The following is a 26,684-nucleotide window of genomic DNA, read 5'->3' as shown; positions in this document are numbered from 1 at the left end:
AGTCACACCAGTCACTTCAGTATCACGCTAAGGTCCCTCGACGGTTGTCGACACGCGGTGACCGCCTAGACTCACCCGCGGCGCCTCTCGAGGTCGCCGACGGGGCCGGAAGATTCGACGGCGACCACACCGGATGACGGTGTCGCCACAGATGGGAAGTACCACGCTGTGAAGGGTGTTCTAGTGCGAAACGCAGGCGCGCGTCCCGGGTCGCTGACCCGCCGGGCCGTCTACACCACGGCGGTCGCCGTGATGACCGCCCTGGCCATCCCGTCGGTCGCCACCGCCGCGCCGGTCGCCGCACCTCCGGCCGTCGGTCAGCCCAAGGTCGACCAGCAGACGCTCGACTCGGTGGGTGCGTTCTTCCCCGCGATCATCGGGTCGGTCGCCACGCCCGGTCCCGACGGCAAGGCCAACCCCGCGTTGATCTCCCAGGCCACCGCACTCGCGAACGCCAAGGGCGTGCCCCCGCAGGTCGGAGCGATCTGGGACCAGGTCGTCGGCTTCCTCGACAACACCACCAAGCCGTCGCAGGTCGCCAAGGTCGCCGCCGCGAACAACCGCGCAGCGAACAACGACCCCATCATCCCGACCGGGCCCAACGCACCCAAGATCCAGCAGTTCCTCTACCCGACCATCGGTTTCGGCTGCACCCCGAGTGGCAACTCGGTCGGCACCGCGCTGGTGACCGCAGGCCCGCAGGCCGCACCCGCTCCGGGCCCCGCACGCGGTCAAGCCGGCTACGTCTACACCAGCCTCGGCACCGGCCCCGCCGTCGACAACGCCCGTAACCCGCTGATCGCGATCTGGATCAACATCGACACCGGCAGGACCGGACAGATCAACCTCAAGCGCAACGCCAAGATCAACGCCGTCAACGGCCCGGGCACCTTCACCGCGATCGCGAACACCGGCCGCGGCCGCGTGCTGTCGGCGATCTACGGCGCGGTGTCGACGAAGAACAACAACCGCGTGAACAGCTGCACCATCGTGCCGACGGTCGGCCTCTCCTACATCTGACACGCGTCGACCCCCCGGACTTCACCCGCCACGGCAAGCGCCGTCGGCGGGTGAATTCTTGTGAGGGACAGCATCAAACGCGGTTGGGTCCCGTTCGCGTCTCATAACGATCACACGCCTTGTGGGGTCACGACCGGCCGTGCAACTGTTCATTTGTACCCCCCTGGCCACTTCTGTCACACACCCCGGCGCGTCGACCGACGACCTCGCCGGGAACGGCCATGAGCTTCGAGGAGCCCGATCCCATGTCGATCCGCACCCGCGCGCGCCGCGCATCTCTGCGTACCGGTGTCGCCGCCGCCATCAGCGCCGCAGCCATCGCCGTGGCCGCCGCCCCGGCCGGCGCCGCCCCCGCCACTGTCCCGGCCGGCCAGACCACGCCCGCCGACTCGGTCGCCGCGGCCGCCCTGTCCGCACTGACCGGCAATTCCGCCGTGACCCAGCAGCAGACCCCGACCGCGTCGGGTCAGGACATCGGCGCCCTGCTCGCGCAGGCCAACGACACCCTGCGCAAACTCGGCATCCAACCGTTCCTCAACCCGTCGGTGGCCTTCAACTGCGTCGCCCCGACGTCGACCAATCCGTTCGGTCTCGCCCCCGCCGTCGGCGGCGCGGTCGCCGGACCGTACTCGGCACCCGGACTCCCTGCGCTACCGATGATCAACGGGCTCGACCCGAACATCGTCAAGAGCGGTGAGACGCTCTACGGCTTCGTCCCCGCCGGCATCACCCCCGACCAGAACTCCGCGGGCATGCAGGTCGCCTGGTTCAACATCAACTCCGGCAAGGGTGGTTTCGCGCAGATGGGTGACGCGGCCCAGACGATCATCGACCGCTACCTCGCCGGTGTCCCGGCCGGACCGATCCGCGACGCCGCCGTCGCGACCGTCAAGACCGTGCTCACCACCATCGCGCCCGCCGGCACCCGGCTCGCCCCCGTCGCCACCGGCAAGGGCACCGTCCTCTCGGCGGTGTTCGGGACGGTGAACAGCGGCGGCCGCAGCTGCTTCTTCCTCCCGATGGTCGGCATCACCAACGCCTGACCCGGGCACACGAACGACGACGGCCGGTCGAGGGACTCCCTCGACCGGCCGTCGGCGTCGGTGGCGTGGGTCAGGGGACCTCGGTCGGTACCGTCTTCCCGCTGCGCAGATCGCCCATGTCCTCGAGCTCCATACCGTTGGTCTCGGGCACCTTGAACTGCACGTAGAAGTACGAGATCGCGGCACACAGGGCGAAGAACCCGTACACGTACGCCAGGCCCAGGCTCTCGCTCAGCTGCGGGAACAGCAGCGAGATGGCAAAGTTCGCGATCCAGTTCATCGCGGTGCACACGCCGAGCGCGACACCGCGGATGCGGTTGGGGAACATCTCCCCGAGCATCACCCACATCACGGGTCCCCACGTCGCCGCGAACGCGACGACGAACAGGTTCGCACCGATGAGGGCGAGCGTGCCGTAGGCGTCGGGCAGCGTGACCGAGTCACCCGAACCCTGCTGCTGGGTGAACGCGATCGCCGCGAGCACCAGGCCGATGAACATGCCCACCGAACCGATCTTGAGCAATCGGCGACGACCGATGCGGTCGACGAACAGGATGGCGCCGAAGGTCATCACCACGTTGATGACGGCGGTGATCACCGAGGTCTTGAACGATTCGCTTTCGGAGAACCCGACCGACTGCCACAGGGTGGTCGAGTAGTAGAAGATCGCGTTGATGCCCACGAACTGCTGCAGCACGGCGATCCAGATGCCCACCCACACCAAGGGATGCAGGCCGAAGGACGGCCCACGGATGTCCTTCAGCGACACGTTGGACTCCCGCTTGAGCGTCAGCCGGATCTCCTTGACGCGATTGAGCGGATCCTTCTCGCCGGTGACCTCGCGCAGGATGCGCGCGGCCTCCTCGTCGAGGTTGTTGCCCACCAGATAGCGCGGCGACTCCGGGATCATCAACGCGAGGATGCCGTAGACGAGTGCCGGGATGACGCCGACGAAGAACATCCAGCGCCACGCCTCGATGCCGAACCAGAGGTCGTTCGACGCCCCACCGGCACTGTCCTGCAGCAACGAATCCGACAGCAGTGCGATGAAGATGCCGATGGTGATGGCGAGCTGCTGCATCGAGCCCAGTGCGCCGCGGAACTTCGCGGGCGCGATCTCGGCGATGTAGGCGGGCGCGATCACCGATGCGATACCGATGCCGAGGCCGCCGAGGACGCGCCAGACGATGAGATCCGGGACGCTCCAGGCGAATCCGGTACCGATCGAGGAGATGACGAACAGGAACGAGCCCACCAGCATGACCGGCTTGCGGCCCCATTTGTCGGCGAGGCGACCCGCGAACCAGGCGCCGAGTGCACACCCGAGGAGCGCCACGGCGACCGCGAAGCCCTTGAAGAACTCGCTGAGCTCGAAGTGCGACCCGATGGAGTCGACGGCCCCGTTGACCACGGAACTGTCGAACCCGAAGAGGAAGCCGCCGACCGCCGCGGCGACGGTGACGCCGATGACCTTGGCGACGTGTTGGTCCTGCTTGGTGTCCGGAGCCGATGTGCTCACCTGACCACCCCGATCTGCTACGTGGAGAGTGGAATCGGCGCGAGGGTCCCCGGAGGGAGTGCCCTGCGCCGTGGACGACGCTACTCCCCGCACACCCCACCGAGTCGGCGATCGGCGCAGGTGTCGAGCGGCAGACCGGCGCGGGGCGAAAGTTAGACTCCGAGGCATGGTCACACTGCAGATCGCCCAGGACCCGGCCGCCGACGAGCTGCTGTCCAACGATCCGTTCGCGCTGCTCTCGGGGATGCTGCTCGATCAGCAGTTCCCGATGGAACGGGCCTTCGCCGGTCCGGCGAAGGTACTCGACCGCTTCGGCACCCTCGACCCGGAGAAGATCGCGACGGCCGACCCCGAAGCATTCGCCGACCTGTGCGCCACTCCCCCGGCGATCCACCGCTACGGGCGCTCGATGGCCAAGCGTCTGCAGGAGCTGGCGAGCGTGATCGTCGCCGAGTACGACGGCGACACCACGCGCATCTGGACCGAGGCCACCAGCGGAGCCGATCTGGTCGCCCGCATCAACGCGCTGCCGGGGTTCGGCGAGCAGAAGGCGAAGATCTTCACCGCACTTCTGGCCAAGCAGCTCGACGTCAAGCCCCGGGGCTGGACGACCGCGGTCGGCGACTACGGCAAGAAGGGGTTCCGCTCGGTCGCCGACGTGGTCGACGAGGAGTCCCTCACCAAGGTGCGGGCGTTCAAGAAAGAGCAGAAGGCCAAGGCGAAGTCGGGGGCATGAGGGTCCGAATCCGCATGTCCCGCCCGGGTATCCCCCGGATGAGTTCTCCGTCACACCGCGATGGCATAACCTGTCATCCATGGATGTGAAAGTCAGCTACGCCCTGCCGGTCAAGGTCGGCTTCGCCATCACGGGTGTTGCCCTGGCCGCGGTCGAATCGAGCGTGACCATCGCCCGTCTGACCTTCGAGAACGTCGCCCACGAGGTCAACAACGTCTTCGGCGTCGAGGACACCACGAACTTCTCGGCGCGCACCCCGCTCGCCCTCATCGGACAGATCGCCGAGATGCTCGGACCCGATCGGCCCATCGGCAAGATGCTGGCATCCGACGGCGCCCTCGACCGGCTGCTGGCGCCCGGCGGGGTCGTCGACCGCCTCACCGAGGCCGACGGCTCTCTCGAACGCCTCACCGCCCGCGACGGCCTGCTCGACCAGATGGCGGAGGAGGACGGCATCCTCATCCGCCTGGCGTCCAAGGGTGGCCCCCTCGACCGCCTGTCCCGTAAGGGCGGCGTGATCGACCAGTTCACCGAGAACGAGGGCATCCTCGAGCGCATCACCAGCGAGGGCGGGATCGTCGACAAGCTCACCGCCGAGAACGGTCTGCTGAACAAGATGACCGAGGCGGGCGGCATCATCGACCGTCTCGTCGACGACGGTGGCCTCCTCGACCAGCTGGTGGGTGAAGGCGGCGCCGTCGAGCGCGCGATCGCCCCGGGCGGCACCATCGACCGCATCACCGAGTTGACCGAGGTCATCAGCCGACTCGCCCCCAGCATCGTCGCGATCCAGGAGACCGTGCACGAACTGCGCGATGCCGTCGACATGCTCAACAACGCCGTGACCCCCCTGTCGGACCTCGCCGGCCGCCTCCCCAAGCGACTGGTGCGTGGCAACGGTCGACAGGCCGAGCTCAACGGTCACCAGCACTGAACCTACGACTCGGTCGACCTGAACCGGGATCGACCTGAGCTGGAGTTGACCTGATCCGGGGTTGACCTGAACAAAGGTCGAGGTTGCATCGTGGGGACATGACCACCACCGCAGCCCCGGATCACCACGACGTCGTCTCGTTGATGGCGCGCATGACCGGCGACGAGAAACACGACGCGGCCGCACTGTCCACCCTCGACGTCGTGTGGACGCTGTACCGCCACGTCCTCGACGTCTCGCCGGACCACATCGACGACCCCGAACGCGATCGGTTCTACCTGTCGAAAGGCCATGGCCCCATGGCCTTCTACGCGACACTCGCCGCGTACGGCTTCTTCCCGGTCGACTGGCTCGATCGTTGGACCTCTCTCGACTCCCCGCTCGGCGCGCACCCCGACCGGACGCTGATACCCGGTTGCGAGATCTCCTCGGGATCACTCGGCCACGGGCTACCGCTGGCCGTCGGCACCACGCAGGCGTTGCGGGCCCGCGGCAGCGCCGCGCGTGTGTTCGTCCTCGTCGGCGACGCCGAACTCGACGAGGGCTCCAACGACGAGGCGATCGCGTTCGCCGGCGCCGTCGGGCTCGACGGCCTGACCGTCATCGTCATCGACAACGCCTCGGCCACCCATCGCCGACCTCATCGCCTCGCGGCGCGGTTCGCCCTCGAATCGTGGTCGACCGCCGAGATCGACGGACACGACCGGTCCGCGATCCTCGGTGCGCTGGGGCCGTCCGGACCGGGCCCGCGTGCCGTCATCGCCCGGGTGGAGGCGCAGCCGTGAGCGACCCGCGAACCCGATTCGCCTCCACCGCGGTCGATCTCGTCGATCGCCACGCCGACACCGCCCTCGTCTACGCCGAGATAGGCGGACAGTTCTTCGGCGCCGCCACCGCACGACATCCCGAGCGCGTCGTCAACGTCGGGATCCGGGAACAGTTGCTGGTGAACGTGGGCGCCGGGATGTCGCTGGCCGACATGTTCCCCATCGTGCACACCTTCGCGCCGTTCCTCGTCGAACGCGCCTACGAGCAGATCAAGCTCGGATTCGGTCACCAGGACGTCGACGGACTCCTCGTCTCCACGGGCGGGTCGGTCGACATGTCGACCACCGGACGCACCCACCAGACCGATGCCGACGTCGCCCTGATCGACGCCGTACCCGGGTTCGAGATCCACGTGCCGGGCACCGCGGACGAGGTCGAGACACTGATGCGTGCGGCCCACCGGCGTCGGGGCCGCCACTACGTGCGGGTGACGGCACAGCAGAACTCGACGACCTTCGACGTCGCCGAGGGGCGCATGCACATCGCGCGTCACGGGTCGTCGCATCTCGTGGTGCTCGCCGTCGGTCCCACTCTCGACGCCGCACTACGCGGCGACCGAGATCGCCCGCACGGAAGGTGTGGAGGCGACGGTCTGCTACACCGCGACCGTCCGACCGCTCGACACCGACGGATTGCGTGTGGCTCTGGCGCACAACACCTCCGCCCGATCCCCCGACGTGGTGGTGGTCGAGCCGTACCTGGCCGGGACATCGGCGCATCATGTGACGACTGCTCTGGTCGACCGGCCGCACCGGCTGCTGTCGCTGGGTCACGGGCGCGCCGAGCGTCGCCACTACGGGTCGCCCGAGCAGCACCTGCATGCCTCCGGCCTCGACGCCGCCGGTCTCGCACAATCCATCAGGACCCTGCTCCGCGCGCACGCGGCGTAGCGTGAACCCCACACGCCTGCGACGGGAGATCCACATGGGACAACCGATACCTGCGCCTCCGCCACCGGAGCCGAACGACCCCGGCCCGCCGATACCGACACCGGTGCCCGAACCCGGTCCCCCGATACCCGATCCCCCGGCACCCACTCCCCCGGCGCCGACCCCTCCCGCCCCGAATCCGCCTGCACCGCAACCGACCCCACCTGTCCCGGGGCCGACACCACCGGCGCCCGATCCGGCCCGCCCGACGGTCATCTGACAGGCGAGCGGTTCTAGGTGCTCAGCCGCTCGGCGAGCCTGTTCGCGTAGGCGTCGGCGTCGGCGAGACCGGTCGGTGACGAGCAGATCGAGATGACCACGCGGTCACCGATGCCGTGGACACCGTGGGTGAGTGTCTGCATCGGCGACAGTGCCGGGAAGCCGGCGGTGAACACCACCCGTCCGCCGCCGAGAACGAGATCGGCGGCACCGCGGTTCACACTCGACACCACGACGTTGCCCGTCATGGTGTCGGGGACGGCGTCGGCGTCGAAACCCGCCACACCCCAGTGGATCAACGCCGCGGGGACGAGGGCCATGGCCCTCGACTCCGCCGCGGTGGCCGGGTGCGCGGCGCGGGCGACCGCTGCGGAGACCTCGTCGCCGATGCGTCGCGCCCGGACGGAGCGATCGGGCTCGGTGATCCAGAGGTCGATGCCGGCGTTGCGAAAATGATTGCGCGCCGACCGGGCACCGGGTTTGGCGACGGTGATCTCCGCACGCAGCCCGGCCGACGGGTCGACGTCGAGGTGGTCGGCGAGAGCTTCGGAGATCACCACCAGCGCACCGAGGGTGACCGACCCTCCGATCGCCCGCAGAGTGTCGCGATCGGTGTGTACCGTCCGCAGCTCGCGGCGGTGGTCGGGTCGGGTGTTGACGGCCGACAGCGGACCGCCGGCGGGCGCGGCCGACACCACACCCGCCGCGATGTCACGCTCGCGGCGTCGATGCGCTCGGTGGGCGCCCACGGCGGCGGCGGCCAGGCGCCCGGCGCGCACGGGCATCGCGATCGCGGCGCGACCGACCGCCCTGACGGGCGAGAAGGTGCCGGTGACGCGGGAGGTGGCGACGGGGTCCGAGCCGAACAGTTCGCGTGCGATGTCGGAGGCGAGGGTGCCGTCGGCCAGGGCATGCGCGATCTGCAGCACCGCCACGATCGCGGGTCCGTCGACCCCGGGTGCATCGGCGATCGGGGCGAACAGATGGAGCCGCCAGCCGTGGTCGGTGAGCTCGACCTGATCGGCCATCTGCGCGGCGAGAATCCGTAGGCAGTCGTCCCATCCGTCGCCGTGGTGGCGTCGGAACTGTCGCGTCGACACCGCGGCGGGCACCCAGTAGGGGAAGTCCAGATGGTTCGGGACCTCGGCGACGCGGATCGTCAGATCACCGATACCCGAGGCACGATCGGCGACGTCGCGCTCGATCTCGTCGAGCAACCGGTCCCCGTCCCCGTCCCCGTTCCCGTTCACGACGACACTCGTGTCGACGGCGAAGCAGTACAGCAGGAACTGGTCGCTGGGAATCGTGGTCGACATCCAGTAGGCCTGGGCGTCGGTCGCGGTCATCTGCTCCACGCGCCGCACGCTAGCAGCGCGGACCGATCAGGTCGTGGGACGCTTCCCGGCACTCCATGCGTACGGCAGGTCGTCGCCGTTGAGCTCGAACGCCCCGACCGCCTGCAGCTTGTAGATGAGCGGGTTGTGCGTGGCGATGGTCCGCGCGTTGCGCCAGTGACGATCGAGGCGGAGTCGCTCGGAGACGATCGACGCTCCACCCACCTCGAACAGCTGCGTGGTGGCCTCGAGGACCTGCGGGATGACGGTGGCCTGCGCCTGCGACGACGCGAGCTCGGCGGCGTCGAGGAGGGCATCGTCGAACCGCCCCCGAGCCAACGCGTCGTCGAGGGCGGCATCGAGGGTGTCGGCGACGGCGAGCACCGTCGCGCGTGCGGCGAACGCGGCACTCGACAACCGGCCGATCACCTGCTGCACCAGCGGATCCTCGCGCGGGAGGTCGGCGGCGGCGTGGGTGTAGCTGCGAGTGCGTGAACGCACCCAGTCGATCGCGTCGTCGGTGGCGCGGCGCGCGATGCCTGCGAGCACCGCGAGCTGCACCAACTGGAGGTATGACGTGCCGTAGGTGCGACCCGCCTGCCCGTAGCCGGCGCCCAGGAGGCGGTCCTCGCCGACACGGACGTCGGTGAACTCGGTTGTGCCACTGGCGGTGAGGCGTTGGCCGAAACCGTCCCAGTCGTCGTGCTGGCTCACACCCGGCGAGTCGCCGTCGACGAGCACCGACACCCGCTCGCCGTCGAGATCGGCGGCGACGAGGATGTGGTCGGCGTAGAGACTCCCGGTGCTGTAGTACTTCGTCCCGTTGACGACCAGTCCGTCGGCGTCGCGGGTGACGGTGGTGCGGTATCGGTCGACGGCCCCGACGCCGGGTTCGGTGATGGCGTTGCCGACCAGTCGCCCGTCGGCCACGGCCCGCAGCCACCGTTCGCGTGCCTGCGCGTCGGTGGAGAGCAGTTGGTCCTCCACGAAACTCCAGTGCACCCGAAGTGCCTGCGGGAGGTTCGATTCCGCGGCGGCGAGGTCGATGAGCAGCCGGAACAGCTGGCGGACCGTCGCCCCCGAACCGCCGAACTCGACCGGCACCCGGAGGGCACCGAACCCTGCCTCCTTGAGCCATCCGGCCTCGTCGAACGCGAGGCGACGATCCACCTCGCGCTCGAGTGCCCCCTCGGCGATGCGGGCGAAGATCGGCCCGAAACGTGCGTCGAGATCGGCGTCGGACGTAGTGGCTGCGGAAGCGAGGGAACTGGTCACGCGACGACTCAACTGCAGGCGCGTGGCCGCGAGAAGGTCTGGACTCACGGTGAGTCCAAAGGTCACCACGGACCGCACGGCGCGGGCGGTAGCGTCGGGACCCATGCGCCATGGAATCGCCATTTTGCCCGAACACCCCTGGCGGGAGGCCCGTCCGTTGTGGGCCGAGGCCGAAGAGCTGGGGTTCGACCACGCGTGGACCTACGACCACGTGGTGTGGGGCGGGCTCCCCGAGTCGCGGTGGTTCGGGGCGATCCCCACCCTCACCGCAGCCGCGACGGCGACCTCACGCATCGGGCTCGGCGTGTTCGTCGCGTCGCCCAACTACCGCCACCCGGTGCCGTTCGCGCGCGACCTGCAGGCGCTGGCCGACATCTCCGACGATCGACTCCTCCTCGGACTGGGCGCCGGCGGCGACCCCGACTCCACCATCCTGGGCGGCCCCGCCCTGAGTCCCCGCGATCGCGTCGACCGTCTGCAGGAGTTCACCGATCTGCTCGATCGGGTGCTGCAAACCGATCACGTCACCGCCGAGGGGCGATGGTTCTCCGCGCGCGACATGCGACTGCGCGAGGATCCGATCCGTCCACGCAATCCTTTCCTGTTGGCGGGCAACGGACCCCGCTCGATCGACTATGCGGCGCGGACAGGCGACGGCTGGATCACCACTGGACCGAAGGCCGACGACGTGGAGGCGTGGTTCGCCGGCGTCGCCACCTCGGTCGGCCATCTCGAGGCCTCCCTGGAGCGGGCCGGCCGCGACCGCACGGCATTCCCGACCTACCTGAGCATCGACACCTCGCCCGTCGTGTCACTGTCGAGTTCCGAGCTCTACATCGAGATGGTCGGGCGGGCAGAGGAATTGGGATTCACCGATGTAATCTGTCATCGGCCCCGGGACTCCGCGCCGTACGACGGTTCCCACGACGTGCTCCTCGACATCGCCGAACGGGTCATCGGGAGGTGACACTGCGCGATGTCGATGATTCCGCGACGCGCGGAAGCATCGGGTTGACACGACCCCGCGTTACCTGTTGACTTGTCCTCGGTTCAAGTTTTTGTGTTCGTTAGTCGCTCGCAAGAATTTACACGCGAGGCGTAGGACATTCGTAAGATTTCCTTCCGCACCCGTAGTTGTAACCCGAGATGGCGTGAGCTGCGCCTTCTCGCACACTGGAAACAAAGGAAATCTCCCATGACTCAGGGAACTGTCAAGTGGTTCAACGCTGACAAGGGCTTCGGCTTCATCACCCCCGACGACGGCGGCAAGGATGTCTTCGTCCACTACAGCGAGATCCAGGGCGGCGGATTCCGCAGCCTGAACGAGAACGATCGCGTGAGCTTCGAGACCGAGCAGGGCAACAAGGGCCCGCAGGCCGTCGGCGTCACCGCGCTCTGATCTCCACCTGATCTCTTCGCATCAGCCCCGTCACTCACCGATTTCGATCGGTGGACGGGGCTGATTGCTGTTCGGGGTGTTCACCGCATCGCCATTGCGGCTCATCGCACCGCGGGCAACCGATCGGCCAGGTGGATGAAGGCCGCGGCTCCGGCGAGTGGCGCCTCGTCGCCCAGACCTGCGTCGATCACCCGCACCCGTGACACGTAGTCCAACGGGTGCCGCGCGACATGCGCCCCGATCCGGTCGATGAGATCCGGCGCGACCCGCGAGAACCCGCCCCCGATAGCGACGACCTCGGTGTCGAGCAGCGCGGCGGCGCTGCAGACACCCTGGCCCACCAGGGAGGCCAGGCGGTCCACGGCCCGCACCGCGACAGGATCGCCGGTCGCGAACGACGCCGCCAGGTCCTCACCGGTCGTGCCCGACCATCCCTGCGCACGAGCCCACGCCACGGTGTGTGGACCCGACGCGACCGATTCCAGCGTCGTCCGGCTGCCCAGACTCAACTCCCCTGTCGCACCGGACACCTCGATCTGACCGATGTGACCGGCGTTGCCCGTGACGACCCTCCCGTCGAGGATGATGCCGCCGCCGATCCCGGTGGAGATGACCATCCCGATCATGTCGGTCACGCCACGCGCCGCGCCGACCCAGTGCGCGGCGAGAGCGATCGCCACACCGTCGCGATGGAACTCCAGCCGAACATCGGGTAAACGTCTCCGCACGCGTTCGGCGATCACCGCGCGCAGCGGATGCTGTTTCCACGCAGGGAGATTGATAGGGCTCACCGTCCCCGCCCGCTCGTCGATCGGGCCCGCGACACCGACCCCGACACCGACGATCGAGGCGTCGGCGACGCCCGCGGCGGCCGCACGATCGAGGGCACCGTCGACAACCTCGAGCACCGCCGCGTCGAGTTCCTCGGCCGACCGACGTCCCCCGGTGGCCGCCCGGCACCGTGTCGCGCCGAGCACCGCGCCACCGTCGTCGACCAGCGCGCCCTCGACCTTGGTCCCACCGATGTCGATCGCCAGCGCCCACCGATCCGTCATGCGCCCAGTCTCGCACCGCTGTCGGGCACCTGTGGACAACCGTTGTCTCGACCCCGGCGCTGCCACGGTCGGTGTCGTGCGACGCCGGTAGCGTCAGTCAGCGATGGACACCGAACCGAACACCTGGACCCCGGCACGCGCCGCCACCGCCACCACCGTCATCGAGGCCCTGTCCGGCCCGGGCGCCACCCTGCGCGACGATCAGCTGACGGCGGTGTCGGCGCTCACCACGCCGGGGTCGCGGGTGCTGGTGGTGCAGGCCACCGGGTGGGGCAAGTCGGCGGTCTACTGGGCGGCCACGGCGATCCTGCGGTCCGAGGGCGCCGGTCCCACCCTCATCGTCTCGCCGCTGCTGTCGCTCATGCGCGATCAGGTCGCCGCGGCCCACCGCGCGGGTCTGCGCGCGGCAACGGTCAACTCCGCCAACATCGGTGACTGGTCGGCCATCGAGGACGATCTCCGCAGCGGCGCACTCGACGTGCTGTTGGTGTCTCCCGAGCGGCTGGCCAATCCCGGGTTCGGACGTCGTGTCCTCGACGCCGTCGCCGACACCCTCGGCCTCCTGGTCATCGACGAGGCACACGCCATCTCCGACTGGGGCCACGATTTCCGGCCCGACTACCGGCGCGTCGCCGATGTCCTCAAGACGGTGAACCCCTCGATGCCGGTGTTGGCGACGACGGCCACCGCCAACGCCCGCGTCACCGACGACGTCGCCGGTCAGCTCGGTTCGGCCACGCTCGTGTTGCGCGGCCCGCTGGCGCGGCGGTCGTTGCAGCTCAACGTCCTGGATGCGATGACGCCGATCGAGCGCTACGGCTGGGTGGTCGACCACATCGATCGCCTGCCCGGATCCGGCATCGTCTACGTGCTCACCGTCGCCGATGCGCAGCGACTCGTCGACGCGATCGTCGCGGTGCACGGTGAGGGGATCGGTGTGGCCGCCTACACGGGGCAGCTCGATGCCGATCGTCGCCACCTCCTCGAGGACGGTCTGCGCGACAACGAACTCAAGGCACTCGTCGCGACGTCGGCGCTCGGGATGGGTTATGACAAGCCGGATCTCGGTTTCGTCGTCCACGTCGGTTCGCCGCCGTCGCCGGTGTCGTACTACCAGCAGGTCGGTCGTGCCGGGCGCGCCATCGACGATGCGGTGGTGGCGTTGTTGCCGTCATCGGCCGACGCCGGGATCTGGGACCACTTCGCGACCGCGACGATCCCCGACCCGAAACAGATGGCGACGGTGCTCGACGAACTCGAACGGTCTGACGAGGCGCCGTCGGCGATCGCGATCGAGTCCTCGACCGGGATCCGGCGGACGCGGGTGGAGCTGATGCTCAAACAACTCGCCGTCGACGGCGCCGTGGACCGTGTCGACGGTGGGTGGCGTTCGACGGGCACCCCGTGGTCCTACGACGCGAAACACTATGAGGGCATCATCGACACCCGACGTCGTGAGGCCGACATCATGCGCGCCTACACCCGCGGCGAGCGTTGCCTCATGACGCTGCTGGTCGAATCCCTCGACGACCCAGAGGTCGCCGCGTGCGGGCGGTGTTCGGTGTGCCGCGGAGCCCTGTCCGACGGCCTCATGGCCGGCGCCGACCCCGAGACCGTGCGCGCGGTGTCGGCCACCCTGCGCTCGGGCGCCCACGACCTCGATCCGCGGAAGATGTGGCCGGGCGGCGCTTTCGGAGCGAAGGGGCGCATCCCGAGCCATCTCGCCACCGAGCCGGGGAAGGTGCTCGTACACGCCGATGCGCCGGAATGGACCGACACCCTGGCGGCGGCGCGGCGCGGTGATGACGAGGCCCTCGGTGAGATCTCCTCCGCCGCGGTGGCCGCGCTGTCGGCATGGCGGGCCACCTGGGTTGCGCGCCCCGAGATCGCGGTGTCGATGACCACCCTCGGGACCGAGCGCGGGATCGCCGACCACGTGGCCGATCATCTTGCGTCGGTCGGGTCGTTGGATCGTGCGACGCAACCCCTCGACTCCTCGAGTGAACTCGCACGCGACGCCTCCGGCGCCGACGAGGCTGCACACTGGCGGGCCGCCATGACGCCTGCACCCGACGTCGCGGGGAGAACCGTTCTCCTCGTGGTCGATTCATCACGTTCGGGGTGGCCGATCACCGTGGCCGGTGCGCACCTCCGTGACGCCGGCGCCGCCGCGGTCCTCCCCCTGCTGATCCATCGGCCGGCCTGACCCGGCAGTGGTCAGTCGCGCCAGGCGCCCCGCTGGTACTGCGGGCGGTACGGCGCATCGTGGTGGCCGATGCCGAGTTCGTGGGCGGCGCGCAGTGGCCAGGCCGGATCACGCAGCGCGGCGCGGGCGAGGAACACCGCGTCGGCCTGTCCGGTCGCAAGGATCGTCTCGGCCTGCTCGGGATCGGTGATCATCCCGACCGCAGCGGTCGCGATGTCGGCGCCGCTGCGGATACGGGCGGCGAACTCGACCTGATAGCCAGGACCGACGGGGATGTCGGCGAGCACGTTGCCTCCGGTGGAGGCATCGACAAGGTCGACTCCGTGCTCGCCGAGCACCCGGGCCAGCTCGACCGACTCCTCGGCGGTCCAGCCGCCCTCGGTCCAGTCGGTCGCCGAGATGCGGAACAGCACCGGCACGCTGTCTCCGACCGCGTCGCGCACGGCGTCGGCGACCTCGATCGCGAGGCGGGTGCGGCCGGCGAAGTCGCCGCCGTAGGCGTCGTCACGCTGATTCGACAGCGGCGAGAGGAACTCGTGCAGCAGGTAGCCGTGGGCAGCGTGGATCTCCACGGTGTCGAAGCCCGCCGACAGGGCCCGCCGGGCCGCGTCGGCAAAAGCGGTGACCACGTGACCGATCTCGTCGACGCCTAGCGCCCTGGGGGTGGCGTAGCCGTCGAAGGCGACGGCCGACGGTGCCACCGCCTCCCAGCCTCCGTCGGACTCGGGGACCGACCCCTCCGAGCCGGCGAACGGCGAGTACGTCGAGGCCTTGCGGCCCGCGTGCGCGAGTTGCACACCGATGAGCGACTCCTGGGCGTGCACGAAATCGGTGATCCGCCGCCACGCCCGGGCCTGCTCCTCGTTCCAGATCCCGGCGTCCTCGGGGCTGATCCGTCCCTCGGGCACCACGGCGGCCGCCTCGGTCAGGATCAACCCGAAGCCCCCGACCGCGTGCGACCCGAGGTGCACCAGATGCCAGTCGGTCGGGATGCCGTCCCGCTCGAAGCAGCTGTACTGGCACATCGGCGACAGCCAGACGCGATTGGGGACGGTGAGCGAACGCAGGGTCAGGGACTCGAACAGCGCGGGAGTGGTCACGCGAGATGTCAACGACGTCGGGCGCGGGGATCATTCCCTCGGTGAAGGATCCTCTTCGGTCGTCCTCGCCGCGCGTGCGTGGGTCTCAGGTGTCGGCGCGGAAACCCACGTCGGTGTCGTCGTCGAGGACGACGTAGGCGCGGCGCCAGGCGGTGTCGGGCTCGAGATGCCATACGTGACCCGAGCCGGTGGTGTCCTCGGCGAGGAGGACCACTCCCGGGCGGAGGGTGAAGCCCTCCCCGTCGCGGGTGCGGAAGTGCAACACCCCGCTCAGCGTGATGACGAGTTGACGCCGCGGCGCCGGGTGCCAGCCGAGATCGGCCCCGGGTGCGGTCTCCGCGAAGTGCACGCTCGTCGCCGATGCCGCGGTGCTGGTGAGGTGCTCCGGATGCAGGTCGATGACGCCACGTTCGGTGTGCGAGTCACCGTCCTCGCCGGTCCACAGACGCCAGGTCTCGATCACGGCTCTCCCCCTCCACCACCACTCGGATGCGACGGGAGTCAACGATAGGCGAGCTCGGAGATCTCCATCGCGATGCGGTGTCGGATCGCCGGGACGCTCAGACCGGCACGGATCATGGCGTTGCGGACCGCGCGGGCGCCGGTCACGTCGACGGTCGCCGCCCGGGTCATCCGGTCGGTGAGTCGTAGTACGCGGCGGGCTACCGGGCGGCGACGGCGCTCATAGGAATCCGGATCGGCCCCTGTGGTGAGGATCTCGGCGAGCACGAGCGCATCCTGGATCCCGGTGTTCATCCCCTGTCCGCCCGCCGGCGAGTGGACGTGTGCGGCGTCGCCGGCCAGGAACACCTCGCCTCGTCGGTAGGTCTCGGCGAGACGGTGGTGGACACGGAAGCGGCCGCTCCAGGCGACGTCGCGGACGTGCGCGGTGCCCGCGCGTTCTCGCAGCAGCGCCTCGATGTCGGCGCCGGTGGGATGCTCGGGCGGATCGTCGGCGGTCGCGACCACGCGAAAACGGTTGTCGGGCAGCGGTGCGACGACCACGAGACCCGCCGGAGCGAACGTCAGCGACACCGTGTCGCGAGCGACCGGCCACGCCATCGACACGTCGGCGAGGACGAACGACTGCTCGTACCCCGAGCCGGGGAAGCCGACACCGATCGCCTCGCGCACCGCACTGCGCATGCCGTCGGCGCCGATCACCGCGTCGAATCGCGCGGTGTGCGACACACCCGCGGGACCCCGCAGGCGGACATGACCGTCGGCATCGAGGTCCTCGAGTCGGGTGTCCCACTCGACGGCGACACCGGTCTCGGCGAGCCGGTCGCGCAGGATCGCCTCGGTGTTGGCCTGGGAGATCATCGCGGTGAACGGGTAGTCGGTGTCGAGGGTCGAGAAGTCGAGCTGCGCGATCGATCTGGCTCCGTCGCGGATGTCAAAGCGGGGTACTCGGATGGCGCGGCCCAGGATCCGTCGCGTCACGTCCAGGTCTTCGAGCACCTCGAGAGTCCGCGGATGCACCACCGCGGCGCGGGAGGTGTTGGCCCCCTCGCTCGCGGCGTCAACGATCCGCACGGTGACGCCACGTGCCGCCAGGGCTGTTGCCGCGGTCAGGCCGGTCGGGCCCGCGCCCACCACCAGGATCGGGGATCGCGTCGACGTCGCCATGCCTCGACGCTAGCCCCGAACCAGATTCAGGGCGTCAGATCTGGGGTCCCTTGGCCCGCAGGGTGTCCACGGAGTCCATCGCCTCGCGTAGCTCGGCGAGCCAGGCCTCGGTGTGCTCGCCGACGAGCTTCACCGACCAGACCACCGCGTCGGCGCGCGACCGCGCCACACCGGCATCGACGAGGGTGTCGAGGACCTGGCGCTCGGACTGACGCAGGCGCGTCATCACCGGAACGGCCAAATGGGTGAACATGATTCGTTCCTCACCGATGCGAACACCCCACGACACCGTGCGCCCGTAACGGGCCTGGGCCTCGTCGGCGATGGTCATCCGCTGGGCGCGGGTGTCCTCCCGGAATCGTGATGCCCGACCCTGGGCGGCCGCGGTGCCGTCGCCGTCGGCCTCGGGGGCCGTCAGCGTTCCCACCACGGTGATCTCGTCGCGATCGACGACGACCTCGGGGGCGCCGTCGAACCACTCGTCGGGCAGGCGGCCGATGAACCACGCGGATGCGTCTCCCGCGTCAGGGAGCTCTGCCTGCTGCCATCCGCCGCGACGTCCTCCGCCACGATTGCTGTCCTTCGTCATGTTCACTCCTTCGTTGAGTGATTACATGATTACACGCTTACAAAGTACGACACCCGCTCTTTCGCCCACAGCGGACCCCGGCGGGAAGGGTGACGCCGGGACTCGCACACCACGGTCACCTCGGGTGCGGGCGAATACAGTCATCGGCATGCCGACACCGGACTTCATCGTCGACCTGCGCTCGAAGATCGGCACTGCGCCGCTGTGGCTGTCGGGGGTGACCGCGGTCGTCCTGCGCGACGAGCACGTCCTGCTGGTCAAGCGGGCCGACAACGGCGCGTGGACCCCCGTCACCGGCATCATCGACCCCGGCGAGGAGCCGGCCGTCGCGGCGGTGCGCGAGGTGCTCGAGGAGGCCGGGTGTGTGGTGGAACCCGAGCGGTTGGCGTCGGTGCACGTCACGAACCCGGTCACCTACCCCAACGGCGACGTGTCGCAGTACCTCGATCTGACGTTCCGGATGCGGTGGTTGTCCGGTGAACCCACCGTCAGCGACGACGAGAACACCGACTGCGGGTGGTTCCCGCTCCACGACCTTCCGACCATGTCGGCGAGCATGACCTACCGGCTCGACACCGCCGTCGCCGACCGCCCCGACGCGCAGTTCCGCACCGGGCCGGTCTGACCTCGACCCGTCAGGACACCGGCGTACACGTCGGCACCGCTGCCGGATTCGCCCCTGCCGGGGTGGCCGACGGGTCGACCGATGCGCACACGGGCACGCTCGCCGCGGCCGACGAACCCGGGGTCGACGACGCCGACGGTGCCGCACTGGCAGACGGCGTGGTGCTGACCGAGGCGTCCGAGGACGGAGCCGACGCGGACGACGATGCCGAACTCGACGGCGACGCCGACGAAGACGAGGAACTCGCCGACGGGGCGGAGGACGAACTGCTCGACGAGGCCGAAGACGACGCCGAGGACTGCGACGACGACGGGGCGGCGACGATCCGCGCGGCATTGACCACCAGCGTCTTGTTCGTGACCGGCGGTGCGGCCTTCATCGCATCGATGACGTTGGTCTTGCCGGCCTGCAGGGCGCGGTTCCAGTTCTCCCAATCGTGTCCGCCGTAGTTCGGCAGGGTGATCACCGAGACGCCGGCCTGCGCCGCCTGCAGCTGGAACAGGATCGTCGACACCGCCGAGAGCGCCTCGAGCAGGATCGCGCTGATCTGGTCGGCCGGCTTGAGCTTGCGCATCTCCGACGGCGACAGGAACGCGTTGCCCGAGGACACGATGAGGACCTGGCCGTTCTCCTTGAGCTTGGCGAGGTTCTGCGAGGCGTCGTTCTGCTGCCACTGCGCGCTGCCGGGCGCACCCCACATGTTCAGGATGCCGTTCGTGTAGTTCGAGACCAGCGACTGCGTCGCGAAGACGCCGAGCGCGCCCAGCGGGTTGTTGGTCTGGTAGTACCCCGACATTGCCTGCACGACCTTGAACTGCTCAGGGTGCTTCTCGGCCAGCGTCACCGCGGGACCCGCCGACATCGACAGTCCGACGATCGCGTTACCGCTCTTGGCGACACCGAACTCACGATTGAGGTAATCGGGCAGCTCCGAGGTCAGGAAGGTCTCCTGCTTGATCGGGGTGTTCTTGGAGCCCGCGCCACCGTTCCAGTCGGTGTAGAACGACGAGGCTCCGCCGACCGGCATCACCAGGGTGGTGTCGGACTTGCCGTCGTAGACCTTCGCGGCCTGCACGTCGGTGGTCCACGCCGAACGGTCGTCGCGGGCCCGCATGCCGTCGAGCAGGTAGACGCCCTGGGTGCTGGTGTTCGAGGCGCGGATCTGCACGATGACCCACCGGTTGTTCGACGGCGACCACACCTTGCAGTTCTGCACGTAGTTGCCCGACGAGTCCCAGGTGCAGCCCGAACGCAGCTTCTCCGGATGTCCGATGAGCGCGCCGGCCTTGTTGTTGCTGACCAGCAGTGTCGCGAGCGCGAAGAGGACGACACACACGGCCAGCACGATGGCCACAGGGCGCAGCACCGCCGGTCGCAGCCATGCCGGTCGCGTCGCGGCGCCCGAGGAGTCGGGTGCCGGGAAGTGGTCGGTGGGGATCCAAGCCATGCGTGGTGTCCTTCGAGATAGAGAGCGCGTCACGCCTATCTCGTCACGAACCCGGAGAACGTTACCGATCAGAGCGAAAATCTCTCGGCGGGTCAGCCCGGGGCGGTCTCCGACATCAACGCCATCGCCCGGTCGAGGTCGACGACGTCGGCGTATTTCGCCTGGAGATCCATCAGGTTGGCGGCCTGGATCTCGGGGGTGCGATCACCGCACGCGTCGGCGACGACGATCGGGCGGAACCCGAGCTGCAACGCGTCGGTCGCGGTGGCGCGGACACATCCACTCGTCGACAGCCCACAGATGACGAGGGTGTCGATCCCCCGCGCCGTCAGCGTCGCCGCGAGCGACGTCCCGCTGAACGCACTCGCGTACTGCTTGGTGACCACCACCTCGGCCCCCACCGGCCTCGGGTCGTCGACGAAGTCGGCCAGAGGGGAACCCTCGGCGAACACCCTCAGCGACGGGATCTTCTCGACGAACAGTCCGCCGTCGACGATCTCGCCGGTCTCGGGATCCACCTGATAGCTGACCCGGGTGAACATCACGGGCACCGCGAGATCCCGTGCCGCCGCCACGAGCCGCGCCGCCGCGGCGACCGCCCGCTCCACCGGCGCCCGCAACGGCGAGTCGTCGTCGAGGTAGGCGCGGGCGAGGTCGATGGCCAGCACCGCCGGCCGCGGTCCGAATCCCACCGACCCCGCGAAGCCCGACCGGCGGTAGTCGTCGAGCGGGTCGCTCATCGCGCCGCCGATCTCGCCACGCTCACCGGCGACTCCATCATCGCGCCGCCGATCTCGCTACGCTCACCGGCGGACGTGGCGCGGGCAGGCCCGTCTCCGCCTCACACCGTTCCAGGATCTCCGGGATCGACGGCCCCATGTCGAAGGTCTGCAGCTCCCCACGGCCGGAACGGATCTCCTCGCGTCGGGACTCGGTGGCCGCGGTGTCGACGACTCCGTTCTCGTCGCAGACCACCCCGTAGCCACCGGCCGCCCCGTCGACGGTGACCAGTCCGCGTCGCACCTCGAGTGCGACCAGTTCGGGGTCGCGGGTCAGCGGGTCACCCCATCCCCCGCCGCCCCAGGTGACGAAATGCAGGACGTCGCCCGGGTGGACCGGGGCGTCGTGGATCTTGCTGGGCAGGATGTCGACGTCGCCGTTCGCCCGCACGATCCATTTCCGTCCCCGCGCACCGGGTTTGCCACCGTTCACACCCCAGGGATAGGTGAGCCAGCGATCGTCGTGGATGGCGATCGTGCCCGGCTGCTCGAAGTGGTAGGCGACGTCGACGCCGTTGCCTCCGCGGTGCACACCCGCACCGCCGGTGTCGGGCAACGTCTCCCACCGCTCCACCCGCAGCGGATAGTACGACTCGAGGTACTCGCACGGGATGTTCACGAACGACGGCCACAGCGAGTGACCGTCGGGGCCGTCGCCGATGGGACGCCCGGGGATACCACCGAACCCGATCGAGTACAGCTGGAACCACTCGCCGTCACGCGGTCCCCCGTCGTAGTGCCCGGAGTACATGAAGTGCGGCGACGAGGAGAACCCGGCGGCGTTGAGGATCTCGGGGTTGTTCTGGCCCAGAAGCCCACCGAAGAGGTCGAATACGCGGCCGATGCCGTGGTTGCGACCGTTGAGTGCCGCCGGATAGGCCGGCTTCCAGAACGAGTTGTCCGGGATGGTCACGTCGATCAGCGGATAGAAGCCGTCGTTCCACAGGATCTGCGGGTCGGCGATGGTGATCACGTAGATCCCGAAGAACATCCGGACGAGGTTCTCGTTGATGAAGTAGTTGATCGGCCCCACGGCCTGCGGCGCGTGTTCGGAGAAGTCCAGGTGGATCTTCTCGCCGTGCCGGGTCAGCTTGATGGTGAGTTCGTAAGGCCCGTAACCACATCCGTCGTCGCAGATGTAGTCGCTGAACTCGATGGTCTCGCCGTCGACGAACAACGTCGCGAGCAGTACCTTCATGGCCTGGTAGTTGCGGTCGAGCAGGGCGTCGAGAGCCGAGAGGTACACCTCGACCCCGAACCGGTCGCACAATTCGACGATGCGCCGCGACGCCGTGGTGCAGGCCGCGACCAGACCGTTGAGATCGGCGCGGTTCCAGTCGGGCATGCGCACCTGATTGAGGATGATGTCAAGGGCGGTCTCGTTGAGCGTGCCCTGGTCGTAGAGCTTGAACGGCGGGATCACCACGCCCTCTTCGAAGATCGTGCGCGCGTCGGCCGGCATCGACGACGGCGTCTTGCCACCCACGTCGGACATGTGGCCGAACATCGACGACCACCCGACGACCCTCCCGCTGTGGAAGATCGGCAACACGATGAGCCAGTCGTTGGCGTGGCTGATCGCGGCGCCGCAGGCGTAGGGGTCCGAGGTGAGCAGGATGTCGCCGTCGCCGACGGTGCCGTCGAAGTTGTCGAGGAAGTCGGGGACGGACAAACCGAACTGACCGACGACCATCTTGCCGCTCGGATCGGCGATGAGCGGGAACTCGTCGTGCTGTTCGCGGATACCCGGCGACAGCGCGGTGCGGAACAGCACCTCGTCCATCTCGTAGCGGGCGTTGCGCAGGGCGTTCTCGATGATGTCGAGGGTGACCGGGTCGACCGATGTCTTCTCGACCCGGTCGGTGGCGGTTTCGATGATGGTGGCCATCGTGGTTCTCCTTGGTGGGAGGGAGGGTGTGTCGGGACGGTTCGATCAGACCGGGCGGATGACGAGACTGCCGCTGGGGTCGACGGTGGCGGCGTGCCCGGAGAGCACCAGGGTGGTGGAATCCATCTCGGTCACGATGGCCGGTCCGGTGATCACGTTCCCCGCCAACAGCTTCGCCCGGTCGTAGATGCCGGCGGTCGTGTGTGCGCCGTCCATCCACACCTGCGATTCGTGGAGCAGTGCGGCCGAGGGATCCTCGGACCCCTTCTCCAGTTCGGTCCAGGCCACCTCGGGACGGGGTCCGCTCACGGTGACGCGCAGGTTGATCACCTCACGCTCGTTCTTCAACAGGAACGAGAACAGCCGTTTGTGCTCGGTGTCGAAAGCGGTGCCCAACTCCGCCAGCAGGTCTCCCCCGGCGGTCAGCACGTCGGGTTCGAGGTCGACGGGGATCTCGAATCCCTGCCCGTGGTAACGCAGGTCGACCTGATAGGTCGCCGACTGCTCCGCGCGCGGCACCCCTTCGGTCTCGAGGCGCTTGGTGGCCACGTCGGCGAGATCGGAGATCACCGAACGGAGTTCGTCGCTGTCGAGCTCGTTGAAGGCCCGGATCAGTGTGCGGGCGCTCTCGGCGCGCAGACAGGTGGTGGCGTCACCGTAGGCGCACAGCACCCCGGGAGACGGCGGGATGATGACGGGCCATGCGCCGGTCAGCCGCCCGAGCGCGTTGGCGTGCAGGGGCCCCGCGCCGCCGAAGGACACCAGGGCGAAATCGCGCGGGTCGTAACCCTGTTGGACGCTCACCAGGCGAAGCGCTCCGAACATGTTCTCGTTGACGATGTCGATCACGCCCGAGGCCGCCGCCTCGGGGGAATCGAGACCCATCGCGTCGGAGATCGACGCGACCGCGGTGCGGGCGGCGTCGACATCGAGTGTCACCTCGCCGCCGGCGAGGTCGCTGGGCAGGTATCCCAGCACCACGTTGGCGTCGGTGACCGTCGGTTCGGTGCCGCCGTTGCCGTAGGCCGCCGGGCCGGGATCGGCTCCCGCCGACTGCGGTCCGACGCGCAGGGCCTTGGTCAGTTCGGGCACGTGGGCGATCGAACCGCCGCCCGCGCCCACGGTGCGGACGTCGACGCTGGTCGCACGGACCGCGAGATCACCCACCTTCGTCTCACGTCCGATCCGGGGTCGACCGTCGAGGACGAGCGCGACGTCGGTGGAGGTCCCGCCCATGTCGAAGGTGAGGAAGTCGGAGTAACCGGCCTGCTGGGCGAACCACACCGCGCCGGTCACGCCACCGGCCGGACCCGACAGCAGCAACGACACCGGATCCTCGGCGGCCTTGCCCGCCTGTACCAGGCCACCGTCGCTGCGCAGTATCGACAGCGGCGCGCTGATCCCCTTCTCTCCCAGCGACGAGTCGAGGTTCTTGACGTACCGCGAGACCTCCGGCTGCACATAGCTGTTGGCCACGGTGGTCAGTGTGCGTTCGTATTCGCGCATCTCCGGCAACACGTGCGACGACAACGAGATCGGGATGCCGGGCAGCTCGTCGGCGACCCACTTGCCGACCTGCTCCTCGTGGGCACTGTTGGCGTAGGAGTTGATGAGCGACACCGTGATCGCCTCGACGTCCGCGCCGGCGAGCTTGCGGAGCTCGGTGCGGGTCTGTTCCTCGTCGAGCGGAGTGATCTCGTTGCCGTCGGCGCCGATCCGGCCGACCACCTGAACCGTGTGTTCGAGCTTGGCCAGAGGTTCGGGTTTCGGCCAGATGATCCAGCCCGCGAGACCGCCCGGCACGAACGACCGTGCGATCTGCAGCACCTGGCGGAAGCCGTCGGTGGTCACCAGACCCACACGGGCACCGCGTCCCTGCAGGATCGCGTTGGTCGCCACCGTGGTCCCGTGCAGCACCTGATCGATCTGCCCCGGGTCGATACCGGCGTCGGTGCACACCTTGGTGACGCCGTTGAGCACACCGATGGACTGGTCGGCCGGCGTCGACGGGGTCTTGGCACGGTAGGTGCTGCCCGAGATCTCCTCGAGCAGCAGGACATCGGTGAACGTCCCGCCGACGTCCACTCCGAGTCGGTATCGCATGGGGTCTCCTAGGTGTCGTCGGTCGAGGTGCGGTGGTCAGATGATGGATCGAGCGAGGAGATCGGCGGTGCGGTCGTCGGACAGACCGAGCAGACCGCGGTAGATCTCGTCGTTGTGCTCGCCGAGCTCGGGGCCGAGATGACGAACCGCGCCGGGGGTGTCGCCGAGCTTCGGGAACACGTTGTGAGTGGGGAACTCACCGAAATCGCGATGGGCCAGTCGCACGATGGCGTCGCGAGCGGCGAAGTGCGGGTCGTCGAACATGTCACGGGCGGTGTAGATCCGGCCGGCGGGGACGCCACCGGCGTGCAGCGTCTGAAGGAGCTCCTCGGTGTCGAGGTCGGATGTCCAGGCCGCGATGATGTCGTCGAGCTCGGCCATGTTCTCCCCGCGCGCGGCGTGATCGGCGAACCGCGGTGTCGCGACGAGGTCGTCGCGCCCCATCACCGCGGCGAGGCGCGCGAAGACGGTGTCCTGGTTCGCGGCGATGAGGATCATCTCGCCACCCCGGGTGGGATAGACGTTGCTGGGCGAGACGTTCGGTAGGACCGAACCGGTGCGTTCGCGCTGGTACCCCGCGACTGCCCACTCGGGCAGCATCGACTCCATCATCGCCAGCACCGACTCGTAGATCGCGGCGTCAACGAGCTGTCCGCGTCCGGTGACCGATCGGCTGTGCAACGCGGTGAGGACACCGATGGTCGCGAACACCGCGGCGAGGGAGTCCCCGAGCGAGATCCCCGCTCGGGACGGAGCGTTGTCGGGATCACCGGTGACGTAACGGATCCCGCCCATCGCCTCGCCGATCGAGCCGTACCCGGCGCGAGTGGAGTAGGGACCGGTCTGTCCGTAGCCGCTGACGCGCGCCATGATGAGTCCGGGGTTGTCGGCGCGGAGTTCGTCGAAGCCGAGGTTCCATCGCTCGAGGGTGCCCGGGCGGAAGTTCTCGACGACGATGTCGGAGCGGCCGATGATGTCGCGGGCGAGTTCCTGCCCCTCGGGGGTGCGCATGTTGCAGGTGACCGACTTCTTGTTGCGGGCCACCACCGGCCACCACAGCGACTTGCCGTAGGGCTTCTCCCGTCCCCACTGACGCATGGGATCGCCGGTTCCCGGGGCCTCGAGCTTGATCACCTCGGCGCCGAAGTCGGCGAGGAGCTGACCGCAGAACGGACCGGCGAGCAACTGACCCATCTCGACCACCCGCAGATCGGCGAGCGGACCGGCGGCCGGGGGCGTCTCGGAGGCTGTGGTCATGTGAGGACTCCGCTCTGCGCCGGTTGGGCCGTCGTTTCCGTCAGTTGGGCCGTCGTGTGCCCGGGTTGGGCCCGTGTTCCTGTCGGTTGGGCCGTCGTGGCCGCGTCCTCGTCGGCTCGGACCGAGGCGAGGAGGACGGTCTTCGCCGCGCGGACATGTGACCGCATCACGGCGTCGGCCCACACGTCGTCGCGGGCGCGAAGGGCGGCGATCAGCTCGCGATGATGTCCCGCACTGCGCTGCAGGTCCTCGGGTGCGTACCGGTGGAAGGTCCGCATCATCAGCGGGAGTTGGATCACCGCGCTGAGCATGGAGGTCAGACGGGTGCTGGCCGAGGCGGTTCGGACGATGGCGTGGAATTCCGTGTTCGCCGCGGCGATCACCTCGAGGTCGTCGGTGCGCGCGGCCGCCTCCATCCGAACACACAGGTCGGTCATGTCATCGAGTTGCGCAAGGGTGATCCGCGACGCCGCGCGGCCTGCGGCCAACGCCTCCAGCGTCATCCGCAGGTCGTAGATCTCCTCGAGGTCGTCGGAGGTGAACTGGTAGACACGGGCGCCGCGATGCGGCAGCACCTCCACGAGCCCCTCGACCTCGAGTTGCCGCAGCGCCTCGCGCACCGGGGTGCGGCTGGCGCCCGTCACCTCGGCGAGTTCCGCCTCGCCGAGACGCTCGCCGGGCCGATGACGCCCGTCGAGGATGGCGGCGCGGATGTGGCTGTACACCCGGTCTACTGCTCGCTCCACCGAACCCTCTTCTCCTCAGTTGTA

Annotated in this window: 24 protein-coding genes; 10 read left to right on the top strand and 14 right to left on the bottom strand. The window is 68.9% G+C overall.

What is annotated here, in order from left to right:
• The first annotated feature begins 183 nt into the window (after positions 1 to 183).
• Both ACLBW1_RS14920 and ACLBW1_RS14915 read left to right on the top strand, forming a co-directional pair.
• Complete coding sequence (locus ACLBW1_RS14920; protein WP_447812596.1) at positions 184 to 1,020, top strand: Rv1157c family protein; 837 nt, start codon at positions 184 to 186, stop codon at positions 1,018 to 1,020.
• 221 nt (positions 1,021 to 1,241) lie between these two features.
• Positions 1,242 to 2,063 carry a hypothetical protein gene (locus ACLBW1_RS14915; protein WP_447812595.1) on the top strand — a complete coding sequence of 274 codons (822 nt, stop codon included), beginning with the start codon at positions 1,242 to 1,244 and terminating at the stop codon, positions 2,061 to 2,063.
• Between the two features lie 70 nt (positions 2,064 to 2,133).
• Here ACLBW1_RS14915 and ACLBW1_RS14910 read toward each other — a convergent pair whose 3' ends face one another.
• Positions 2,134 to 3,582, bottom strand: coding sequence for a sugar porter family MFS transporter (locus ACLBW1_RS14910; protein ID WP_447812594.1), 1,449 nt, complete (start codon positions 3,580 to 3,582; stop codon positions 2,134 to 2,136).
• A gap of 166 nt (positions 3,583 to 3,748) precedes the next feature.
• Here ACLBW1_RS14910 and ACLBW1_RS14905 point away from each other — a divergent pair, with 166 nt between their 5' ends.
• The 4 genes from ACLBW1_RS14905 to ACLBW1_RS14890 all read left to right on the top strand — a co-directional run bounded on the left by ACLBW1_RS14905 (position 3,749) and on the right by ACLBW1_RS14890 (position 6,975).
• Positions 3,749 to 4,318, top strand: a complete 570-nt coding sequence (locus tag ACLBW1_RS14905; protein WP_447812593.1) for an HhH-GPD-type base excision DNA repair protein — start codon at positions 3,749 to 3,751, stop codon at positions 4,316 to 4,318.
• A 79-nt stretch (positions 4,319 to 4,397) separates the two neighbouring features.
• The gene (locus tag ACLBW1_RS14900) at positions 4,398 to 5,252 is read left to right on the top strand and encodes a hypothetical protein (RefSeq protein WP_447812592.1); all 855 of its coding nucleotides are present in this window, start codon (positions 4,398 to 4,400) and stop codon (positions 5,250 to 5,252) included.
• Between the two features lie 98 nt (positions 5,253 to 5,350).
• Complete coding sequence (locus ACLBW1_RS14895) at positions 5,351 to 6,037, top strand: transketolase (protein WP_447812591.1); 687 nt, start codon at positions 5,351 to 5,353, stop codon at positions 6,035 to 6,037.
• Positions 6,034 to 6,975, top strand: coding sequence for a hypothetical protein (locus ACLBW1_RS14890; RefSeq protein WP_447812590.1), 942 nt, complete (start codon positions 6,034 to 6,036; stop codon positions 6,973 to 6,975). Before ACLBW1_RS14895 ends, ACLBW1_RS14890 begins: the two co-directional genes overlap by 4 nt.
• A 267-nt stretch (positions 6,976 to 7,242) precedes the next feature.
• Here the strand turns inward: ACLBW1_RS14890 and ACLBW1_RS14885 are convergent, their stop codons facing one another.
• Complete coding sequence (locus ACLBW1_RS14885) at positions 7,243 to 8,583, bottom strand: wax ester/triacylglycerol synthase domain-containing protein (protein WP_447812589.1); 1,341 nt, start codon at positions 8,581 to 8,583, stop codon at positions 7,243 to 7,245.
• Positions 8,584 to 8,610: 27 nt separating this feature from the next.
• Positions 8,611 to 9,837: an acyl-CoA dehydrogenase family protein gene (locus ACLBW1_RS14880; RefSeq protein WP_447812588.1), complete on the bottom strand. Its 1,227-nt coding sequence runs from the start codon at positions 9,835 to 9,837 to the stop codon at positions 8,611 to 8,613.
• Between the two features lie 103 nt (positions 9,838 to 9,940).
• Between ACLBW1_RS14880 and ACLBW1_RS14875 the strand changes: the two genes are divergently transcribed.
• The gene (locus ACLBW1_RS14875) at positions 9,941 to 10,804 is read left to right on the top strand and encodes an LLM class flavin-dependent oxidoreductase (protein WP_447812587.1); all 864 of its coding nucleotides are present in this window, start codon (positions 9,941 to 9,943) and stop codon (positions 10,802 to 10,804) included.
• 228 nt (positions 10,805 to 11,032) lie between these two features.
• A complete protein-coding gene (locus ACLBW1_RS14870; protein ID WP_045823485.1) occupies positions 11,033 to 11,236 on the top strand; it encodes a cold-shock protein in 204 nt (67 codons plus the stop codon).
• A gap of 101 nt (positions 11,237 to 11,337) precedes the next feature.
• Here the strand turns inward: ACLBW1_RS14870 and ACLBW1_RS14865 are convergent, their stop codons facing one another.
• Entirely contained in the window at positions 11,338 to 12,291 is a 954-nt protein-coding gene (locus ACLBW1_RS14865; protein WP_447812586.1) for an ROK family protein, read from the bottom strand.
• A 103-nt stretch (positions 12,292 to 12,394) separates the two neighbouring features.
• Here ACLBW1_RS14865 and ACLBW1_RS14860 point away from each other — a divergent pair, with 103 nt between their 5' ends.
• Complete coding sequence (locus tag ACLBW1_RS14860; protein WP_447812585.1) at positions 12,395 to 14,497, top strand: RecQ family ATP-dependent DNA helicase; 2,103 nt, start codon at positions 12,395 to 12,397, stop codon at positions 14,495 to 14,497.
• 11 nt (positions 14,498 to 14,508) lie between these two features.
• Here the strand turns inward: ACLBW1_RS14860 and ACLBW1_RS14855 are convergent, their stop codons facing one another.
• The 4 genes from ACLBW1_RS14855 to ACLBW1_RS14840 form a co-directional block, all read right to left on the bottom strand.
• Positions 14,509 to 15,597, bottom strand: coding sequence for an NADH:flavin oxidoreductase/NADH oxidase (locus ACLBW1_RS14855; protein ID WP_447812584.1), 1,089 nt, complete (start codon positions 15,595 to 15,597; stop codon positions 14,509 to 14,511).
• Between the two features lie 85 nt (positions 15,598 to 15,682).
• Positions 15,683 to 16,060 (bottom strand): cupin domain-containing protein, encoded by a 378-nt coding sequence (locus tag ACLBW1_RS14850; protein WP_447812583.1) that lies wholly within the window; start codon positions 16,058 to 16,060, stop codon positions 15,683 to 15,685.
• 38 nt (positions 16,061 to 16,098) lie between these two features.
• The gene (locus ACLBW1_RS14845) at positions 16,099 to 17,226 is read right to left on the bottom strand and encodes an FAD-dependent monooxygenase (RefSeq protein WP_447812582.1); all 1,128 of its coding nucleotides are present in this window, start codon (positions 17,224 to 17,226) and stop codon (positions 16,099 to 16,101) included.
• A gap of 34 nt (positions 17,227 to 17,260) precedes the next feature.
• Complete coding sequence (locus tag ACLBW1_RS14840; protein ID WP_447812581.1) at positions 17,261 to 17,815, bottom strand: hypothetical protein; 555 nt, start codon at positions 17,813 to 17,815, stop codon at positions 17,261 to 17,263.
• Positions 17,816 to 17,963: 148 nt separating this feature from the next.
• On the opposite strand from ACLBW1_RS14840, the gene ACLBW1_RS14835 reads away from it, so the two are divergent.
• Positions 17,964 to 18,440 (top strand): NUDIX hydrolase, encoded by a 477-nt coding sequence (locus ACLBW1_RS14835; RefSeq protein WP_447812580.1) that lies wholly within the window; start codon positions 17,964 to 17,966, stop codon positions 18,438 to 18,440.
• A 10-nt stretch (positions 18,441 to 18,450) separates the two neighbouring features.
• Here the strand turns inward: ACLBW1_RS14835 and ACLBW1_RS14830 are convergent, their stop codons facing one another.
• The 6 genes from ACLBW1_RS14830 to ACLBW1_RS14805 form a co-directional block, all read right to left on the bottom strand.
• Positions 18,451 to 19,887 carry an alpha/beta hydrolase gene (locus tag ACLBW1_RS14830; RefSeq protein ID WP_447812579.1) on the bottom strand — a complete coding sequence of 479 codons (1,437 nt, stop codon included), beginning with the start codon at positions 19,885 to 19,887 and terminating at the stop codon, positions 18,451 to 18,453.
• A gap of 92 nt (positions 19,888 to 19,979) precedes the next feature.
• A complete protein-coding gene (locus ACLBW1_RS14825) occupies positions 19,980 to 20,627 on the bottom strand; it encodes an isochorismatase family protein (protein WP_447812578.1) in 648 nt (215 codons plus the stop codon).
• A gap of 37 nt (positions 20,628 to 20,664) precedes the next feature.
• Complete coding sequence (locus ACLBW1_RS14820; RefSeq protein WP_447812577.1) at positions 20,665 to 22,554, bottom strand: hydantoinase B/oxoprolinase family protein; 1,890 nt, start codon at positions 22,552 to 22,554, stop codon at positions 20,665 to 20,667.
• Between the two features lie 45 nt (positions 22,555 to 22,599).
• The gene (locus ACLBW1_RS14815; protein WP_447812576.1) at positions 22,600 to 24,657 is read right to left on the bottom strand and encodes a hydantoinase/oxoprolinase family protein; all 2,058 of its coding nucleotides are present in this window, start codon (positions 24,655 to 24,657) and stop codon (positions 22,600 to 22,602) included.
• A 36-nt stretch (positions 24,658 to 24,693) separates the two neighbouring features.
• Positions 24,694 to 25,914, bottom strand: coding sequence for a CaiB/BaiF CoA transferase family protein (locus ACLBW1_RS14810; RefSeq protein ID WP_447812575.1), 1,221 nt, complete (start codon positions 25,912 to 25,914; stop codon positions 24,694 to 24,696).
• Positions 25,911 to 26,660, bottom strand: coding sequence for a GntR family transcriptional regulator (locus tag ACLBW1_RS14805; RefSeq protein ID WP_447812574.1), 750 nt, complete (start codon positions 26,658 to 26,660; stop codon positions 25,911 to 25,913). The genes ACLBW1_RS14810 and ACLBW1_RS14805 overlap by 4 nt, the downstream gene beginning before the upstream one ends.
• Between the last annotated feature and the right edge of the window lie 24 nt (positions 26,661 to 26,684).

It is taken from the genome of Williamsia sp. M5A3_1d (assembly GCF_053345315.1).
The sequence above is the reverse complement of the archived record's forward strand: the minus strand, read 5'-3'. Positions and strand labels throughout refer to the sequence as shown.

Bases quoted from the DNA above. Each gene is read 5' to 3' on its own strand.
- ACLBW1_RS14895 (WP_447812591.1), top strand. From the start codon at position 5,351: ATGACCACCACCGCAGCCCCGGATCACCACGACGTCGTCTCGTTGATG.
- ACLBW1_RS14875 (WP_447812587.1), top strand. From the start codon at position 9,941: ATGCGCCATGGAATCGCCATTTTGCCCGAACACCCCTGGCGGGAGGCC.
- ACLBW1_RS14835 (WP_447812580.1), top strand. From the start codon at position 17,964: ATGCCGACACCGGACTTCATCGTCGACCTGCGCTCGAAGATCGGCACT.
- ACLBW1_RS14815 (WP_447812576.1), bottom strand. From the start codon at position 24,657: ATGCGATACCGACTCGGAGTGGACGTCGGCGGGACGTTCACCGATGTC.
- ACLBW1_RS14905 (WP_447812593.1), top strand. From the start codon at position 3,749: ATGGTCACACTGCAGATCGCCCAGGACCCGGCCGCCGACGAGCTGCTG.
- ACLBW1_RS14830 (WP_447812579.1), bottom strand. From the start codon at position 19,887: ATGGCTTGGATCCCCACCGACCACTTCCCGGCACCCGACTCCTCGGGC.
- ACLBW1_RS14900 (WP_447812592.1), top strand. From the start codon at position 4,398: ATGGATGTGAAAGTCAGCTACGCCCTGCCGGTCAAGGTCGGCTTCGCC.
- ACLBW1_RS14820 (WP_447812577.1), bottom strand. From the start codon at position 22,554: ATGGCCACCATCATCGAAACCGCCACCGACCGGGTCGAGAAGACATCG.
- ACLBW1_RS14810 (WP_447812575.1), bottom strand. From the start codon at position 25,914: ATGACCACAGCCTCCGAGACGCCCCCGGCCGCCGGTCCGCTCGCCGAT.
- ACLBW1_RS14915 (WP_447812595.1), top strand. From the start codon at position 1,242: ATGAGCTTCGAGGAGCCCGATCCCATGTCGATCCGCACCCGCGCGCGC.
- ACLBW1_RS14860 (WP_447812585.1), top strand. From the start codon at position 12,395: ATGGACACCGAACCGAACACCTGGACCCCGGCACGCGCCGCCACCGCC.
- ACLBW1_RS14845 (WP_447812582.1), bottom strand. From the start codon at position 17,226: ATGGCGACGTCGACGCGATCCCCGATCCTGGTGGTGGGCGCGGGCCCG.
- ACLBW1_RS14825 (WP_447812578.1), bottom strand. From the start codon at position 20,627: ATGAGCGACCCGCTCGACGACTACCGCCGGTCGGGCTTCGCGGGGTCG.
- ACLBW1_RS14840 (WP_447812581.1), bottom strand. From the start codon at position 17,815: ATGACGAAGGACAGCAATCGTGGCGGAGGACGTCGCGGCGGATGGCAG.
- ACLBW1_RS14865 (WP_447812586.1), bottom strand. From the start codon at position 12,291: ATGACGGATCGGTGGGCGCTGGCGATCGACATCGGTGGGACCAAGGTC.
- ACLBW1_RS14870 (WP_045823485.1), top strand. From the start codon at position 11,033: ATGACTCAGGGAACTGTCAAGTGGTTCAACGCTGACAAGGGCTTCGGC.